This is a genomic window from Romboutsia sp. 1001713B170131_170501_G6 (assembly GCF_015668195.1).
Classification (GTDB): domain Bacteria; phylum Bacillota; class Clostridia; order Peptostreptococcales; family Peptostreptococcaceae; genus Romboutsia_C.
Genome location: NZ_JADPFC010000008.1, coordinates 40,894 through 57,926, shown reverse-complemented (window position 1 = coordinate 57,926; position 17,033 = coordinate 40,894). Strand labels below are relative to the sequence as shown.

Below are 17,033 nucleotides of genomic sequence, written 5' to 3'. Positions count from 1 at the left end.
GTTCTAAAATTATAGGTAGACCAAGTATAACTGGAGGAGAATATATGATAAATAATCAAAGACTAATCAATGAATTTTTAGAGCTAGTTCAAATCGACAGTCCATCTTCAAAAGAAGGCAAAATAGCTGAAGTTCTAGTCGAAAAACTAAAAGAAATAGGTTTAGAAGTTGTTATAGATGGTGCTGGTGTAAAAGCTGGTGGAGAAACAGGAAATGTAATTGCTACATTAAAAGGAAATAGAGAAGGTAAAACATTACTTTTCACTTCACATATGGATACAGTTAGTCCTGGTATAGGAGTAAAACCTATAATAGACGAAGCTAATGGCATAATAAAAAGTGATGGAACAACAGTACTAGGGTCTGATGATAAAGCTGGTATAGCTGCTATATTAGAGGCATTAAGAACAGTTAAGGAAAATGATATCCAACATGCAGATATACAAGTTGTATTCTCAATATGGGAAGAAGGCGGATTATATGGTGCTAAGTACTTAGATTATTCTAAAGTAAATGCAGACTATGCATTTGTTTTAGATAGTGGTGGAGCTCCAGGAGAAATAATAATTCAAGCGCCAGCACAAGATGCTATAAAGGTCAAAATAATAGGAAAACCAGCTCATGCAGGTCTTGAGCCAGAAAATGGAGTAAGTTCAGTAATGGTTGCTGCAAGAGCTATAGAAAATATGAATTTATTAAGAATAGATGAAGAAACTACTGCTAATATAGGTATAATAAATGGTGGAATAGCAACAAATATAGTTATGCCAGAATTAGAAATAGCAGCAGAAGCTAGAAGCTTAAGCGAAGAAAAATTAGATGCTCAAACAAATCATATGGTAGATGTATTCAAAAAAGCAGCTAAAGAATTTGGAGCTAAAATAGAAATAGAAACTACAAGAGCTTATGCACCATTTAGTATATCTGAAGATGATGAAATAGTAGTGCTAGCTAAAAAAGCTTTTGCTAATATGAATATAGAAGGTCACACAACATCTACAGGTGGAGGTAGTGATACTAATATATTAAATAAAAATGGAATAAAAGCAGTTAACCTAGGTATAGGTATGAAGAATGCTCATACATTAGAAGAATATATAGCTATAAAGGATATAGAAAATTCTGCTAAAATGGTAACTGAGTTAATAAAAGAAGCATAAATTAAAAATTTAAAACTAATTAGAAATAGTATCTAAATTGCTTTTAGATACTATTTTTATGTTAAAAGATAAGAAAAAAATGTATAAAAATTAAAAAATGTACAAGTATTTATGTAGAAGGGTGTAGTAATTTCCCTGGAAATAAGTATAATAAGTAATTATGTCTTACAAAAACTACATAAAAGTAATATAATTATCTTATGATTATATGGATAAAGGAGGCGTGAAGATGGCTAAAAAGAAAAAAATCAAAAAAAAGGTTTTAGTAGCTCTTACTGTAGTGTTATTCTTTGTATGCTATTTTTTAGGATTTACCTTGTTTAAAGATACAAAAGACAAAGAACCAGGACAACAAACGACAGAGGCACTAGAAGATGACACAAGACCATTAATAAAACAATTGAGCTCTAAAAGTAAAATATACTTATCAGACTCAAAAGTAGAAAGTGTTAGAATAGAAAAGGATTATTGGGATAATATAACTGTGTTATTTACAGAATTTACAAAAATAAGAAAGCCACAATCATACACTCCTATATACAATGGTAACTCAGATGATGGAATTAGATTTTCAACAGACTTGAATTACTTTAGAGTATACACTGTCAGCAAAGAAGAGTACTATAAAGTTCCGGTTGCTACAAAAAAAGAACTTAGTAAGCTTTTAAGTGAGAGTATATATTTGTCATTTGACTTTATAAAGCAGTATAAGAGCTGGGATACTGTAAAAATAACTTATAAAGATGAAACTAAGAAAATATTTGGCTGGAATTTTAAAGAGCTAGCACTTAAAATGGTTCAAAAGAGAATGGTTGGTAAAGTTCAGCCAGAAAAGAGTAAAGAAAGAAGTAAGTATAACTTTACTATAAATATTCAAGGCGAGAACTATGATGCTAAGGTAGAAACAATGGGTAAAGATTATGTAAAAATAACACAAGGTGAAGGAAAGAATAAAATCCAGGCATATTATGAGGTTCACACTGGTTTATATGATTATCTTGTAAAAGATATATTTAAATTAGAGGAATAAGTATTTTAATAAATAAAAAGGATATACTAATTAGTATATCCTTTTTATTTATTAATTTTCAACTAATTCTTCAGCTACCTTGTATATAGGTCCTGCACCAGCAGTTATTACTAAATCATTAGAAGAAACATTATCACGAAGATAGTCAACTATATCTTCAAATTTACTTATATAAGCAACATCAACATGATTTTGATATAATTTTTCAACTAAATCTTTAGAATGAATATCTCCTGGGTCATTTTCTCTAGCAGCATAGATGTCAGTTATGATAACTTTATCAGCAGAATAAAATGCTTCAGCGAACTCATTTAAAAGAGACTTAGTTCTAGTGTAAGTATGAGGTTGGAATATACACCATAACTTAGACTTCTTCATCTTTTTAGCAGCAGATAAAGTAGCCTTTAATTCAGTAGGATGATGAGCATAATCATCAACTATTAATGCATCATTATATCTACCCTTAACCTCAAATCTTCTTCCAACACCAGAATAAGATTTTATATTTTCTCTTATAAGTTCTAATTCTATATTAGAAACATAAGCAACTAATATAGCAGCAGTAGCATTGTAGATGTTATGAAGTCCTGGAACAGAAAGTTCAAATACACCTAAATTTTTACCATTTAATTCTAATTCGAATATACCATGACCTTTTTCACTGAAGCTTATATTTTTAATTAAAGCATCGTTACCTAAATTTGTACCATACTTTATAACAGTAGCTTTTACATCGTGTAATATATCATTTGTATTTTCATCATCTCCGTTTATTATGAAATAACCATCTTTAGGAAGTAATTTACCAAACTTATTAAAAGATGCTTTTATTTCATCTAAACCTGAGAAGTAGTCTAAATGGTCTTCCTCTATATTTAAAACTGTTGATATCTTAGGGTTAAAGTTTAGGAAACTATCAACATATTCACATGCCTCTGTTATGAAATGATCAGAGTTACCTATTTTAACATTACCACCTATACTACTTAAATTTCCACCAACTAGTATAGTTGGATCTAAATCTGCGTATTGGAATATAGTAGATAACATAGAAGTAGTTGAAGTTTTACCATGAGTACCAGAAATTGCTATAGAGTTTTTGTACTCTCTCATTATTTGACCTAAGAAAGTAGCTCTGTTTACAACAAGTTTATTCTTTTCTCTAGCTGCAATAAGCTCAGCATTATCATCATGAACTGCCGCAGTGTAAACAACCATATCTACATCATCTGCTAAATGTTCCTTTTCATGTCCTATAAATATATTAGCGCCTTGAGATCTAAGTTTATCTAATAGGTAAGATTCGTTTGAATCTGAACCAGAAACTTTATATCCTTTATTAAGGCATATTTCAGCTAAAGCACTCATGCTTATGCCACCGATTCCAATGAAATGTATCTTCATAAGAAAACCACCTTTCTTTTAATTAAGCCCTACAATATGAACTATGTTTGTGGTATAATAGTATAATGTTCAATATTTTATGATTAATATACATATACTATATTACATATACAATATATTAAAAAATTGCTTAAAACATAACCATTATTATACCATAATAAACATGGTTATGCATTATTTAGTTTATATAGAAGAAGCTGCAATCGTAGGAGGTTAAATGCATGAAATTTAAAAGAACGGAAAGAATTGGTGCCATAGTAAAGATATTGTCGGACAATCCAAATAAGATATTTACATTAGGCTATTTTACAAATAAATTTAATGCTGCTAAATCTACAATAAGTGAAGATCTAATAGTAGTAAAAAATGTTTTTGAAAAATTAGAACTAGGGAAAGTAATAACAATATCAGGAGCGGCTGGTGGAGTAAAATATATACCAAAAACATCAAAAGCAGAAAATGAAGAATTTTTAATGGAATTATGTCAAAAAATAAGTGACGAATCTAGAGTATTATCAGGAGGATTTTTATATTTAATAGACTTAATATATGATCCTACTATAGCATCAAAAATAGGTAAGATATTTGCATCAAATATAGATTATGCAGAAGCTGACTGTGTAGTTACAATGGAAACTAAGGGAATTCCAATGGCTCTTATGACAGCTAAAGCAATGAATTTACCACTTGTTATAATAAGAAAAGATATAAAAGTGTCAGAAGGACCTACACTAAGTATGACTTATGTTAGTGGAAATACTTCTAAAGTGGAAAGTATGAGCTTACCAAGAAGAGCAGTTAAGCCAAATAGTAAAGTTATATTAATAGATGACTTCATGAGAGGTGGAGGTACAATCAAAGGTATGACAGATCTTATGAGTGAATTTGGAGCGGAAGTTATAGGAACGGGAGTATTTATATCTACAATGAAGCCAGAAGAAAAAATGGTAAAAGATTATATATCTTTAATTCAATTAGATGTAAATGGAGATAATATAATAGTAGAACCAAATTTAAAGACATTTAAAGACGAATACCAAAAAGAATTTGTCGAAGGGGACTGTGATATAGAAGAAATCATAGAAGATTAGGTAAATAATAAATTTACAAAAACTATAAATTTTCAAAAAATAAAAAAGGATATTCAAATATTTAATAGAATACTAAACTATAAGAAAATATATATATAAAATTTATAAATACATTAATTTGTCAAATTCAAAAGGGGGATATAAAAGGATGAAGATAACTGACGTAAGAATAAGAAAAATAACTGACGAAGGAAAAATGAAGTGTATAGTATCTATAACTTTTAACAACTTATTTGTTGTGCATGATATAAAGGTTATAGAAGGACATAATGGATTATTCATCGCTATGCCAAGTAGAAAAATAGGGGAAGGTAATTTCAGGGATATAGCTCATCCAATAAATGCAGAGATGAGACAAGTATTAGAAGATGCAGTATTAAATGCATATCATGAAGCAGTTGCTCAATTAGAAGTTGCAGCTGAATAATTATATAGAATTTTTTTATTGTTTATTATAAAGAGTCGAACTATTCGACTCTTTTTTATATTTAAAATTTTTGTTTAAATGTATACTTTTTTGACAAAAGGTGTTATATTAATTAGTAGTAACAAAGTATTGTATACAAACTATATTATATACATAATATAATAACATAGATAAAATAGTTATAAAGAATGGAGTGGAGAAATGAACTTTAAATCTATAATCCTTGCAGCAGGAAAAGGAACAAGAATGAAGTCTAAATTTCCAAAAGTAATTCATAAAGTATGTGGAAAAGAAATGGTTAACCACGTAATAGATGTATGTAAAAATTCAGGGGTTAACGATATAGTAGCAATATTAGGCCACGAAAGCGAAGTAGTAAAATCAAAACTACCAGAACATACAATGATAGCAATGCAAACAGAGCAATTAGGTACTGGTCATGCTGTTATGATGGCTAAAGAATACATAAATGATGAAGATATAATTGTAGTATTATGCGGAGACACACCTTTAGTAAAAGAAGAAACACTTAAAAAACTATTCGATTATCACATAGAAAATGAGTATCACACAACAGTGCTTACAACAGTAGTAGACAATCCAACAGGGTATGGAAGAATAATCAGAGATGAAAATTCAGATTTACTAAAAATAGTAGAGCAAAAAGATGCTTCAGAAGAAGAAAAGTTAGCTAAAGAGATAAACTCAGGAATATACTGCTTCAATGGAAAGAGTTTAAGAGAATCTTTAGATTTATTAGATAACAACAATGCACAAGGAGAGTACTACTTAACAGACACTATACAAATAATGAGAAATAAGGGTCTTAAAGTAGGAGCTTTCAATGGTTCTACAATAGAAGAACTAATGGGAGTAAACTCAAGAGTAGAGTTATCTAGAGCAGAGCAAATAATGAGACAAAGAATAAATGAATCTCACATGGTAAATGGAGTAACAATCATAGATACTAATTCAACATATATAGAAGCTGGAGTTGAAATAGGAAATGATACAGTAATATACCCAGGAACTATGTTAATGGGAAGCACAAAAATAGGTTCAAGCTGTATAATTGGAATGAATTGTAGTATAACAAATTCAGAAATTGGCGATTATACAGAGGTGAAAAATTCAACTATAGTTGATAGTGTAGTAGGAGAAAACACTACAGTAGGGCCATATGCATATTTAAGACCGAAGAGTAATATAGGTAACAATGTAAAGATAGGAGACTTCGTAGAAGTTAAGAATGCTACAATAGAAGATAATTCTAAAGCATCTCACCTAGCATATATTGGAGATGCTCATGTTGGAAAGGGTGTAAACATAGGATGTGGAGTAGTATTTGTAAACTATGATGGTAAAAACAAAGCAAAATCTATAGTAAAAGATGGAGCATTCATAGGTTCAAACTCTAACCTAGTGGCACCAGTAACAGTAGAAGCAAAAGGATATGTAGCAACAGGTTCAACTATAACAGATGATGTTCCACAAGGAGCACTTGCAGTAGCAAGACAAAGACAAGTGAACAAAGAAGGTTGGGTAGAGAAGAAAGATCAAAAGGATAAAAAATAGCAACTAAACAGCTTATTATTTTTTTTAGGCAAAAGCCTAGATTTTAAATAAATTAAACAAAGTTTCAAAAATTTTGGGAGGATTTACATGAACACTAGCGGAAGCGAAATAAAAATAATATCAGGAAATGCATCTAATGAATTAGCTAAGAAAATAGCAGATCATATAGGTGTAGAATTATGTGACTGTCAAGTAGGTACATTCAGTGATGGTGAAATAAGCGTAAACATAAATGAAACAGTAAGAGGTTGTGATGTTTTCGTAGTTCAATCAACTAATAGTCCAGTTAATGACAACTTAATGGAATTATTAATAATAATAGATGCATTAAGAAGAGCATCAGCAGGAAGAATAACAGCAGTTATACCTTACTACGGATATGCAAGACAAGACAGAAAAGCTAAGGCAAGAGATCCAATCACAGCTAAATTAGTTGCAAACTTAATAACAGCAGCAGGTGCAGACAGAGTATTAACTATGGACTTACATGCTGCACAAATACAAGGTTACTTTGATATACCACTAGATCATTTACAAGGAGGAAGCATACTAGCTGATTACTTCAACAAAAAGAATATAGAAGATTTAGTAGTAGTTTCACCTGATTTAGGAAGTGTAACAAGATCAAGAAACTTTGCTAACAACTTAAACGGAGATGTTCCAATAGCTATAATAGATAAGAGAAGACCTAAAGCTAACGTATGTGAAGTAATGAACATAATAGGTGATGTACAAGGTAAGAATGTTATATTATTAGATGACATGATAGATACAGCGGGAACTATAACAAATGCAGCAAATGCTTTAAAAGAATTTGGTGTTAAAGATGTATATGCTTGTTGTACTCACGGAGTATTATCAGGACCAGCTATGGAAAGAATAGAAAACTCTGCAATAAAAGAATTAATAGTTTTAGATACTATACAACTTCCAGAAGAAAAGAAAATAGATAAAGTTCAAATAGAAACAGTTGCTCCATTATTCGGAGATGCTATAAAGAAAATATTTGCTAACGAGTCAGTTAGTAAGTTATTCTAGTTAAATAGATAAAGGATACCTATATAGGTATCCTTTTGTTTTGTTGCAATGAAAATGGATATAAAAGAATATCTGATAAAGTTTAATATAGAATTTCAGATTAAATAAATGATTCAGGTAATATTAAGCAAAAAAAGACTTAGGATATTGATAATATGTATATTAGCTTAAATGATTTCTAAAGTAATAAAATGGAAATATAGAAAGAAGAAAATTCAACATATATGAAAATATTCTAGTACGATTATCTAAGTATGCTAAATATGATGATTATATAAGGTAAATGGTTTTATGAATTACTACTCTTCAATAAATTTCGGTAAGATAGTAGATAATGTACTAACTACAGGAAATTATGAGCATAATGAAGAAATAATACAAAATTTTAAAAGATTGTTTATCAGTGATGTTATTTCAGGAATAGAGAACTTATATGATATCTATACAGATATAAAAGGAGATATTTTAGCTAAAATCCAATTTATAGCATATAACTGAAAAAGAGATATTCTTAAGTTTGATACAGGTAAGTCTCAAGACTAGAAATCAGAAGAGTATAATCCATTCCAATACACATTAAAAAATCATAATATATGAGGAGGAAACCATGAATATATTTAGTTTATTAGAAATAGGAGTAGAGTTAGGAGCCTCAGATATACACATAACAGTAGATAGTCCTCCGATAGCTAGGATAAAAGGAAGCTTCGTAAAGTTGAATGAAGAAAGTTTAACAGAACAAGATACTGAAATTATGGCCAGGGAAATAACAGGAAATAAAAAATTTAAAACTCTAGAAGAACATGGAGAGGTGGACTTATCCATATCTCTTGAATGTGGAGATAGACTTAGAGTAAATGCATATAAGCAAAAAGGGAAATATGCAATAGCCGTAAGGACTATAACATCTCAAATACCGTCGTTTAAAACATTGGGGTTACCTGATGTTATAGTTACTTTCGCAGAAAAGAATAAAGGGTTAGTGCTTGTAACAGGACCAACCGGAAGTGGTAAAAGTACAACCTTAGCTAGTTTAATAGATATAATAAATTCAGCTCAAGAAAAACATATAATAACACTAGAAGATCCTATAGAATATGTTCATCATCACAAAAAAGGAATAGTAAACCAAAGAGAAATTGGTAGTGATACAGAAAACTTTAACTCAGCACTTAGAGCATCACTTAGACAAGATCCAGATGTTATTTTAGTAGGAGAAATGAGAGATACTGAAACTGTTTCAATAGCTTTAACTGCTGCAGAAACAGGACATTTAGTTTTTTCAACTTTACATACAGTAGGTTCAGCTAAGACAATAGATAGAATAGTTGATATGTTCCCAGCGGAACAGCAACAACAAATTAGAACTCAATTATCAACAGTATGCGAAGGAATTATATCACAGCAACTAATAAAAACTATAGATGGAAGAAATAGAGTTGTAGCATTAGAAGTTATGGTGACTACACCAGCAATAAGAAACTTAATAAGAGAAAATAAAACATACCAAATACAAAACATTATACAAACAAATTCTAAGTTAGGTATGAAGTCAATGGATCAAGAGCTAGTAAATTTATACAGACAAGGAAAAATCTCAAGAGATAGTGTATTAAGTAGGTGTTCTGACTACGAATACACATCTAGATTAGTTGGAGGGGTTAATTATTAACCAAGTAACGAACTATATCCATTCTAGAGGATGTTAGAGATGATATAGTTAGATTAAAGTCAAGTAGTGGTAAATTGGTTAAAAATAAAATTATAGATAAAGTGGCTAATATTCAAATAAAAACTATAGAGTTATTTAAATATGTACATAAAATTGGTAAATATGATGAGGAAAAAATAAAATCTTTAGTGAATGATATAGATTTGATACTAGAATTAAAATGCGACTTATGGTATGTAAACTATTTATAATATAATAAAAAAATTAGGAAAGGAGATAAATTTACAGATGGAAGTGTATTATATATTTATATTTTTTATCTTTGGAATAATCTTTGGTAGCTTCTTTAACGTATGTATATATAGAATACCAAACAAACAATCAATATCTAATCCACCATCGCATTGTTATAATTGCAACACACGACTAAAACCACTAGATTTAGTACCTGTACTAAGCTGGACTTTTCTAGGAGGAAAATGCAGATATTGTAAGCAAAAAATATCACCAAGATATGCATTAGTAGAACTTCTAACAGGGATATTATTTGTATTAGTATATAAAGTATACGGATTAAACACAATAACATTATACTACTTATTACTAGTATCACTACTAGTAATAATAACCTTCATAGATATAGATCACTATATAATACCAGATAGGTTAATAATCTTTGGTGCTGTAGGAGTGCTGACTTTTAACACCCTAGGACAAGGAGTAGGATTAAAGGAAAGTTTATTAGGGGGGCTAATCTGTGGAGGTGGTGCATTAGCACTAATTTACATAATAGAGCTATTAGTAAAAAAAGAAGTAATGGGTGGAGGAGACATCAAACTTTTTGTTATGGTAGGACTATTTTTAGGAGTTAAATACGGACTACTAACAGTATTATTAAGCGTATATGTAGGATCAATTTACGGAGTTTATACTATAATATATAGCAAGATAAAAAACAAAGAATATAATTCAATGATACCTTATGGACCATTCATATCCATAGGAGCATTAATTACCGTTCTATGTGGAACATCTATAATAGATTAGTATACGAATTTGTTTTTATGATTAGAGAATATAAATAAGGTCAATAATTAAATTGACCCTATTACTATGTTTAGATTATGATATATATAGTATTAATTTCAATAATAGCATCATATATATGCAATCAAAGAATATATAAAATATGTGATGAACTTAATCAAAATAAGCTAAATACAATAATAATTTACGTATTAAACCTGTCATCAATGTCTTTAATCTACTATAAATATGGAATAAACGCAGAGTCAATAAAGTACATATCGCTAATACCATTTATAATAGTTATATCAATAATAGATTATCACACTACATATATATATGATATAACTGTACTTAGTGGTATAATAATTCAAGGTGTAGTTTTTCTAATTACGATAAAATATGACACTAATACAATGAGTCACATAGTTGCACTATTAATAGGATTTATTGTACCATATATATTAGCCACGACAACAAAATCATTGGGACAAGGAGACATAGGCGTATACTGCTTATGTTGTTTTGTGTTAGGGCATAACTATTCAATGTATTTAATTGCTATATCATTTATTTTAGCTTGTCCGTATTCAGTATAGATACTTTTATATAGAAGTGATAAAATGAGAAAAATACCATTTGCACCATTTATATCTTTAGCAACAATAACAATAATAATAACAAATTATGATATATTAAATTTATATTTTGGCATAATAAGTAAATAGAGGAGGACAAAATATGTACGTAGTAGTAGGGTTAGGTAATCCAGGCAAGAAATATGAAAAAACTAGACATAATGTTGGTTTTGATGTTATAGATATTCTTGCAAAGGAATATAACATATCAGTGACGAAAATAAAGCATAAGGCCTTAATAGGAGAAGGAAGAATAGGTTCTGAAAAAGTTCTATTAGTTAAGCCGCAAACATACATGAATTTAAGTGGTGAAACTTTAATAGATATATATAAATACTATAAGGTAGATCTGAGCAATATAATAGTAATATATGATGATATTGACTTAGATGTGGGTAAACTAAGAATAAGGAAAAAAGGTAGTGGTGGAACTCATAATGGTATGAGATCAATCGTTAAGTGCTTAGGTTCAACAGAATTTCCAAGGGTTAGAGTTGGAGTATCTAAGCCTATGCCAGGCCAAGATTTAGCAGATTTCGTTCTTTCAAGATTTAGAAAAGAAGAAGTCGATGATTTAGAAAGAGGTCTTGAAAAAGCATATCATGCTGTTGAGACTATAATAAAGGAAGATATAGATTTATCTATGAATAAATATAATGGATAGTGAGGGGGAATTAATATGAATGATGTATTTGTATACCCTTTGCAAAATTCCAAAGAATATAAAGAAGTTATAAACTCTATACAGAAAAACAAAGGCTCATTACTTATTAATGGGCTTTTACCTGTACAAAAACCTCATATAGCATATTCACTATACAAGGACTTATCTAGACAAATGATAATTATAACAAGTAGTGATTTAGAGGCTAAAAAAGTATATGATGATTTAAACTTTTATATTAAGGATAAGGTGGAGTATTTAGGTTTTCAAGATATTTACTTCTACCATTTAGATGCAAAGGATAGAAATGAAGAAGCTAGAAAATTAAAGGTGTTGCTAAAATTGGCTAAAGGTGAGGATATAATTTTGGTAACATCTATTGAAGCTGCTTTAAAAAAATATATACCTAAAGACGTTCTTTTAGAAAATATATCAACGCATAAGATAGGTGATATTCTAAATGTAGAATCATTAAGTGAAAGATTAGTTGAGTTAGGATATGAAAGAGTTTCTAAGATAGAAGGTTTTGGTCAGTTTAGTATAAGGGGAGGAATAATAGATATATTCTCTCTAGAATACACAAACCCAATTCGTATTGAGCTATTTGATGATGAAATAGAATCTATACGAACTTTTGATGTTTTTACACAAAAATCTATTGAAAAGATACAAGAATTTTCTATAACTCCGTCTAGGGAGTTTATATATCCTAAAAAAATAGATGAATCTGTGGCTAGAATGAAAAAAGAAGTTAGTAAGCATACAGATGATGATGTTTTAGGTAATATAGATAAGATATCCAATAAGACTTACTTTGAAGGGATAGAAAATTATATAGATTATATATATACAGATGAAAATAAGAGTATTTTTAATTATTTAAGTGATGATGCAATAATATTTGTAAGTGATATAAGTAGGCTTAAGGAAAGATGTGAAAATTATATACATACTTTCAAAGAAAATTATAAGGTAAATCTTGAAAGAGGATTGGCACTTAAAAATCAAGGAAAACTTTTATATCATTATTCAGATTTAGAATTTATTGCATCTAATAAAAAGTTTGTAATAAACACTTTACTACCAAAGCCTATAAATGATTTTAATATAAAATCAATTGTAAACTTTGAGGCTAGGGAAATACCAACCTTTAATGCTAAGGTAGATGTATTAGTAGAAGAATTAAATAGATTAAAATACAACGGGTATAAAATAATTTTAGCTACTAATACTCTTGATAGGGCTAAGAAACTAAATTCAGATTTATTGGATTTAGGACTTGAATCAACTATCTCAGAAAGTAGAGATATAGAGATAAAATCGTCTCAAATAATAATAATACCAGCTCGTATAAGTAGTGGATTTGAGTATAAATCTATAAAGTACGCGGTTATAACTGATAATGAAATGATAGGTGTACATAAAAGAACTTCGTCATCTAAATCTAAAAAGTCTAAAAAAGGTAAAAAAATAGAATCTTTCTTAGAGTTAAGTGTAGGAGATTATGTTGTACACGAAAATAATGGAGTTGGTAGATACACAGGAATAGAGCAAATAACTGTGAATGCCGTAAAAAAAGACTATATGAAAATAGTCTATCAAGGTGGAGACAATTTATATGTACCAATAGACCAAATGGACAAAGTCCAAAAGTATATTGGAGTAGAGGAAGAGAAAGTAAAGCTTAATAAATTAGGAACAAATGAATGGACTAAGGCTAAAGCTAAGGTTAAAAAAGAAATAGAGGATATGACAAAAGACCTTATAGAGCTATATGCTAAACGTGAAAAAGTAAAAGGTTATAAATTCTCTGAAGACACTCCTTGGCAGTCAGAGTTTGAATCATTATTCCCACATCAAGAAACAGATGACCAATTAAAAGCCATAGAAGACACTAAAAAAGATATGGAATCAGATAAAGTTATGGATAGACTTGTTTGTGGAGACGTTGGATATGGTAAAACAGAAGTAGCTATAAGAGCTATTTTTAAAGCCTGTATGGAGCAAAAACAGGTTGCAGTATTAGTTCCGACTACAATACTAGCTCAACAGCATTACAATACTTTTAGGGAGCGTTTTGATAACTACCCAATAAGAGTAGAAGTATTAAGTAGATTTAAAACTCCTAAGCAACAAAAGCAAATAATTGAAGATGCTAAGAAAGGTTTGGTGGATGTACTTATAGGTACTCATAGAATAGTTTCTAAGGACATAAACTTACCTAACCTAGGATTAGTTGTTATAGATGAAGAACAAAGATTTGGAGTAAGACATAAAGAGGCTCTTAAAAAGATAAAATCAACAGTAGATGTATTAACTTTATCAGCAACACCTATACCTAGAACACTACATATGTCTCTAAGTGGAATAAGAGATATGAGTGTTATAGAAGAACCACCTCAAGAAAGACATCCTGTAATAACTTATGTTACAGAAGCAAAAGAAAGTGTTATACAAGATGAAATAGAGAGAGAGCTAGCAAGGGGAGGTCAAGTATTCTTTGTATATAACAGAGTAGAAAGAATCGAAGAAATGGCTAGTATGATACAACGTTTAGTACCAGATGCTCAAGTAGCCGTAGCTCATGGTAGAATGACTTCTAAAGCTTTAGAAGATATAATATTAGGCTTCTTAAATAAAGATTATAATGTATTGGTTTGTACAACTATAATAGAAACTGGTATGGATATATCTAATGCTAATACTATGATAGTATATGATGCGGATAAGATGGGTCTTGCACAACTTTATCAGTTAAGAGGTAGGGTAGGAAGAAGCTCAAGACAAGGCTATGCTTATCTTATGTATGAAAAGGATAAAGTACTAAGCGAAGTAGCAGAGAAAAGACTTAAAGCTATAAGGGAGTTTACAGAATTTGGTTCTGGGTTTAAAATAGCTATGAGGGACCTTGAAATAAGAGGTGCAGGAAATATACTTGGATCTCAACAACATGGGCATATGGCTGTAATAGGATATGATTTATACGTCAAGATGTTAAATGAAGCTATTAAAAAGGTTAAAGGTGAGGCTATTATCGAAGAAATAGATGTAGAAATAGATTTAAGTGTAAATGCTTATATACCAGATAGTTATATAAGTGATGAGCTAATGAAAATAGAAATGTATAAAAAAATTGCATCTATAGAAGATAAAGAAGATATGAAGGAAGTAGAAGAGGAGTTAGAGGATAGATTCTCTGATATACCTAAATCTGTTAAATGTTTATTAAGAATAGCATATATAAAAACACTGTGTAAAAAGCTAAAGATAGAAAAAGTTAGACAGTTAAAAGATGAAATAATACTTGCTCCAATAACAAGATACAAAACAAGTGAAAAAATAGGGTATAATATAGTGGTTGAGTTGGAAGAACTATTAGAAAAGATGTGTAGTATAAAATAAAATTAAATGAGGTGTTCAAATGAAAAAACTAATGTCAGTTGCAGTGGCTATGATGGTAGGGTTATCTGTCACAGCTTGCTCAAACTCACCTAAAGGTGATGGTACAGTAGCTACAGTTAATGGCCAAAAGATAACTGTTAGCGAATACGAAACAACTCTAGCTCTATACAAGCAATCAGTAGAGGCTATGTATGGAAAAAATGTATGGGATACAGAAGTTGAAAAAGGCGTTAAATATAAAGATAAGTTTAAAGAAAATATATTAGACCAAATGATAAATGTAGAAGTAGTATATGAACAAGCAAAAAAAGATAATTTACTACCTACTAAAGAAGAAGTAGATAAAAAATATAATGAATTAAAGAAAAATATAGATTCAGATAAAGAGTATAAGAAAGATATGGAAAAAATAGGAGCTAATGATGAATTTCTAAGAACTCAACAAGAACAAGACTTAGCTGTTCAAAATTACAAAGAAAATTTTGATAAGAATACTAAAATATCTGATGAAGAAATGAAAAAGTACTATGAAGACCATAAAAAAGACTATTACAAGGATGAAGTTAAAGCATCACATATATTAGTTTCAACACAAGATAAAAATGGAAAACCACTTTCTGATGAAAAGAAAAAAGAAGCTAAGAAAAAAGCAGAAGATCTACTTAAGAGAGCTAAATCAGGAGAAGAATTCTCAGAACTTGCAAAAGAAAATTCTGATGATCCAGGTTCGGCAGCACAAGGTGGAGATTTAGGATACTTTAGCAAAGGAATGATGGTTCCTGAATTTGAAAAAGCAGCATTTAATCTTAAGCCAGGTGAAATATCAGACATAGTAGAGAGTAGTTTTGGATACCATATAATAAAAGTTACAGATAAAGTAAATGAACAAACTCCATATGATGATGTAAAAGACTCAATAAAAACTATACTACTTAATGAAAAATTCACTGAGCAAGTAACTAAACTTACAAAAGAAGCAAAAATAGAGAAAAATAAAGATGTATTAGACAAAATAAGAATATAAATATAAAGGCTATGCAAATTATGCATAGTCTTTTTTGTATATTTTTCTTATCATTGGTAAAAATAAGCTTAAAGTTATTTATGGAGGGATAAACTAAACATGAGAGCGACAGGAATTGTTAGAAGAATAGATGATTTAGGAAGAGTTGTTATTCCTAAAGAAATAAGAAAAACTTTAAGAATAAGAGAAGGAGATCCTCTAGAAATATTCACAGCTAAAGATGGAGAGGTAATCCTAAAAAAATACTCACCAATTGGAGAGTTAAATGAGTTTTCTCAAGAATACACAGAAACTTTAGGAGAAACACTTGGTCTAGGTGTTGTTGTTACAGACTTAGATTCTATAATAGCTGTTTCTAAATTGCCTAAAAAAGAATATAAAGAAAAAAGTATAAGTGATGAATTAGAACAATTAATAGAAAATAGAGAAACAAAAACTAGTAAGGATACTAAGCTGATACCTTTACATAAAGATGACAGCATGGATTATAAAAAACAAATTATAATACCTATAATAAGCTCATCAGGAGACTGTATAGGATCAATAGCACTAGTATCAAAAGAATCAGATGATATGTCAGAAGCCGAAGAAAAAATATTAAAAATAGCAGCAAATTTCTTAGGAAAGCAAGTTCAGTAACAGATATAAAGTCAAAGACCCAAATAAATTTGGGTCTTTTTTATAGAGAATATTAAACTATATTTTTTAATTGCAGGGAGCTATAAGTTTAAGTAATATCAATTGATTTACATATGCAAAAAAGTGATTTTGATTAAGATACAAAATCGTTTAGGACATGAATAAAGCTAATTATTTAAAGTTATAGTAATATATTGAACATACTATTGAATATATGATATATTAAAGTTTGTTATACAAAAA

16 protein-coding genes are annotated in these 17,033 nt (G+C 29.5%); 15 read left to right on the top strand and 1 reads right to left on the bottom strand.

What is annotated here, in order from left to right:
• Positions 1 to 44 precede the first annotated feature (44 nt).
• Together I4U89_RS13360 and I4U89_RS13355 are read left to right on the top strand one after the other, a co-directional pair.
• Complete coding sequence (locus tag I4U89_RS13360) at positions 45 to 1,160, top strand: M20/M25/M40 family metallo-hydrolase (RefSeq protein ID WP_195940827.1); 1,116 nt, start codon at positions 45 to 47, stop codon at positions 1,158 to 1,160.
• A gap of 229 nt (positions 1,161 to 1,389) precedes the next feature.
• Positions 1,390 to 2,190, top strand: a complete 801-nt coding sequence (locus I4U89_RS13355; RefSeq protein ID WP_195940826.1) for a hypothetical protein — start codon at positions 1,390 to 1,392, stop codon at positions 2,188 to 2,190.
• Positions 2,191 to 2,241: 51 nt separating this feature from the next.
• On the opposite strand, the gene murC is transcribed toward I4U89_RS13355, so the two are convergent.
• A complete protein-coding gene (gene murC / locus I4U89_RS13350) occupies positions 2,242 to 3,594 on the bottom strand; it encodes a UDP-N-acetylmuramate--L-alanine ligase (protein WP_195940825.1) in 1,353 nt (450 codons plus the stop codon).
• A 221-nt stretch (positions 3,595 to 3,815) separates the two neighbouring features.
• On the opposite strand from murC, the gene purR reads away from it, so the two are divergent.
• From purR to I4U89_RS13285, 13 genes are all read left to right on the top strand, one after another.
• Positions 3,816 to 4,685 (top strand): pur operon repressor, encoded by an 870-nt coding sequence (gene purR, locus I4U89_RS13345; RefSeq protein ID WP_195940824.1) that lies wholly within the window; start codon positions 3,816 to 3,818, stop codon positions 4,683 to 4,685.
• Positions 4,686 to 4,833: 148 nt separating this feature from the next.
• Positions 4,834 to 5,112, top strand: coding sequence for a septation regulator SpoVG (gene spoVG, locus I4U89_RS13340; protein WP_092921465.1), 279 nt, complete (start codon positions 4,834 to 4,836; stop codon positions 5,110 to 5,112).
• Positions 5,113 to 5,313: 201 nt separating this feature from the next.
• Positions 5,314 to 6,687 carry a bifunctional UDP-N-acetylglucosamine diphosphorylase/glucosamine-1-phosphate N-acetyltransferase GlmU gene (glmU, locus tag I4U89_RS13335; RefSeq protein ID WP_195940823.1) on the top strand — a complete coding sequence of 458 codons (1,374 nt, stop codon included), beginning with the start codon at positions 5,314 to 5,316 and terminating at the stop codon, positions 6,685 to 6,687.
• Positions 6,688 to 6,774: 87 nt separating this feature from the next.
• Entirely contained in the window at positions 6,775 to 7,725 is a 951-nt protein-coding gene (locus I4U89_RS13330) for a ribose-phosphate diphosphokinase (protein WP_195940822.1), read from the top strand.
• 291 nt (positions 7,726 to 8,016) lie between these two features.
• The gene (locus I4U89_RS13325; protein ID WP_195940821.1) at positions 8,017 to 8,223 is read left to right on the top strand and encodes a hypothetical protein; all 207 of its coding nucleotides are present in this window, start codon (positions 8,017 to 8,019) and stop codon (positions 8,221 to 8,223) included.
• Positions 8,224 to 8,332: 109 nt separating this feature from the next.
• Complete coding sequence (locus I4U89_RS13320; protein ID WP_195940820.1) at positions 8,333 to 9,397, top strand: type IV pilus twitching motility protein PilT; 1,065 nt, start codon at positions 8,333 to 8,335, stop codon at positions 9,395 to 9,397.
• Between the two features lie 74 nt (positions 9,398 to 9,471).
• Entirely contained in the window at positions 9,472 to 9,648 is a 177-nt protein-coding gene (locus I4U89_RS13315; RefSeq protein ID WP_195940819.1) for a hypothetical protein, read from the top strand.
• 37 nt (positions 9,649 to 9,685) lie between these two features.
• Entirely contained in the window at positions 9,686 to 10,444 is a 759-nt protein-coding gene (locus I4U89_RS13310) for a prepilin peptidase (protein WP_195940818.1), read from the top strand.
• Positions 10,445 to 10,521: 77 nt separating this feature from the next.
• Positions 10,522 to 11,022, top strand: coding sequence for a prepilin peptidase (locus tag I4U89_RS13305; protein ID WP_195940817.1), 501 nt, complete (start codon positions 10,522 to 10,524; stop codon positions 11,020 to 11,022).
• Positions 11,023 to 11,164: 142 nt separating this feature from the next.
• Positions 11,165 to 11,725: an aminoacyl-tRNA hydrolase gene (pth, locus tag I4U89_RS13300; RefSeq protein ID WP_092921454.1), complete on the top strand. Its 561-nt coding sequence runs from the start codon at positions 11,165 to 11,167 to the stop codon at positions 11,723 to 11,725.
• A 15-nt stretch (positions 11,726 to 11,740) separates the two neighbouring features.
• Positions 11,741 to 15,127, top strand: a complete 3,387-nt coding sequence (gene mfd / locus I4U89_RS13295; protein WP_195940816.1) for a transcription-repair coupling factor — start codon at positions 11,741 to 11,743, stop codon at positions 15,125 to 15,127.
• A gap of 19 nt (positions 15,128 to 15,146) precedes the next feature.
• On the top strand, positions 15,147 to 16,151 hold the full coding sequence (locus I4U89_RS13290; protein WP_195940815.1) for a peptidylprolyl isomerase: 1,005 nt from the start codon (positions 15,147 to 15,149) through the stop codon (positions 16,149 to 16,151).
• A gap of 99 nt (positions 16,152 to 16,250) precedes the next feature.
• The gene (locus tag I4U89_RS13285; protein ID WP_195940814.1) at positions 16,251 to 16,790 is read left to right on the top strand and encodes a stage V sporulation T C-terminal domain-containing protein; all 540 of its coding nucleotides are present in this window, start codon (positions 16,251 to 16,253) and stop codon (positions 16,788 to 16,790) included.
• Positions 16,791 to 17,033: the final 243 nt, after the last annotated feature.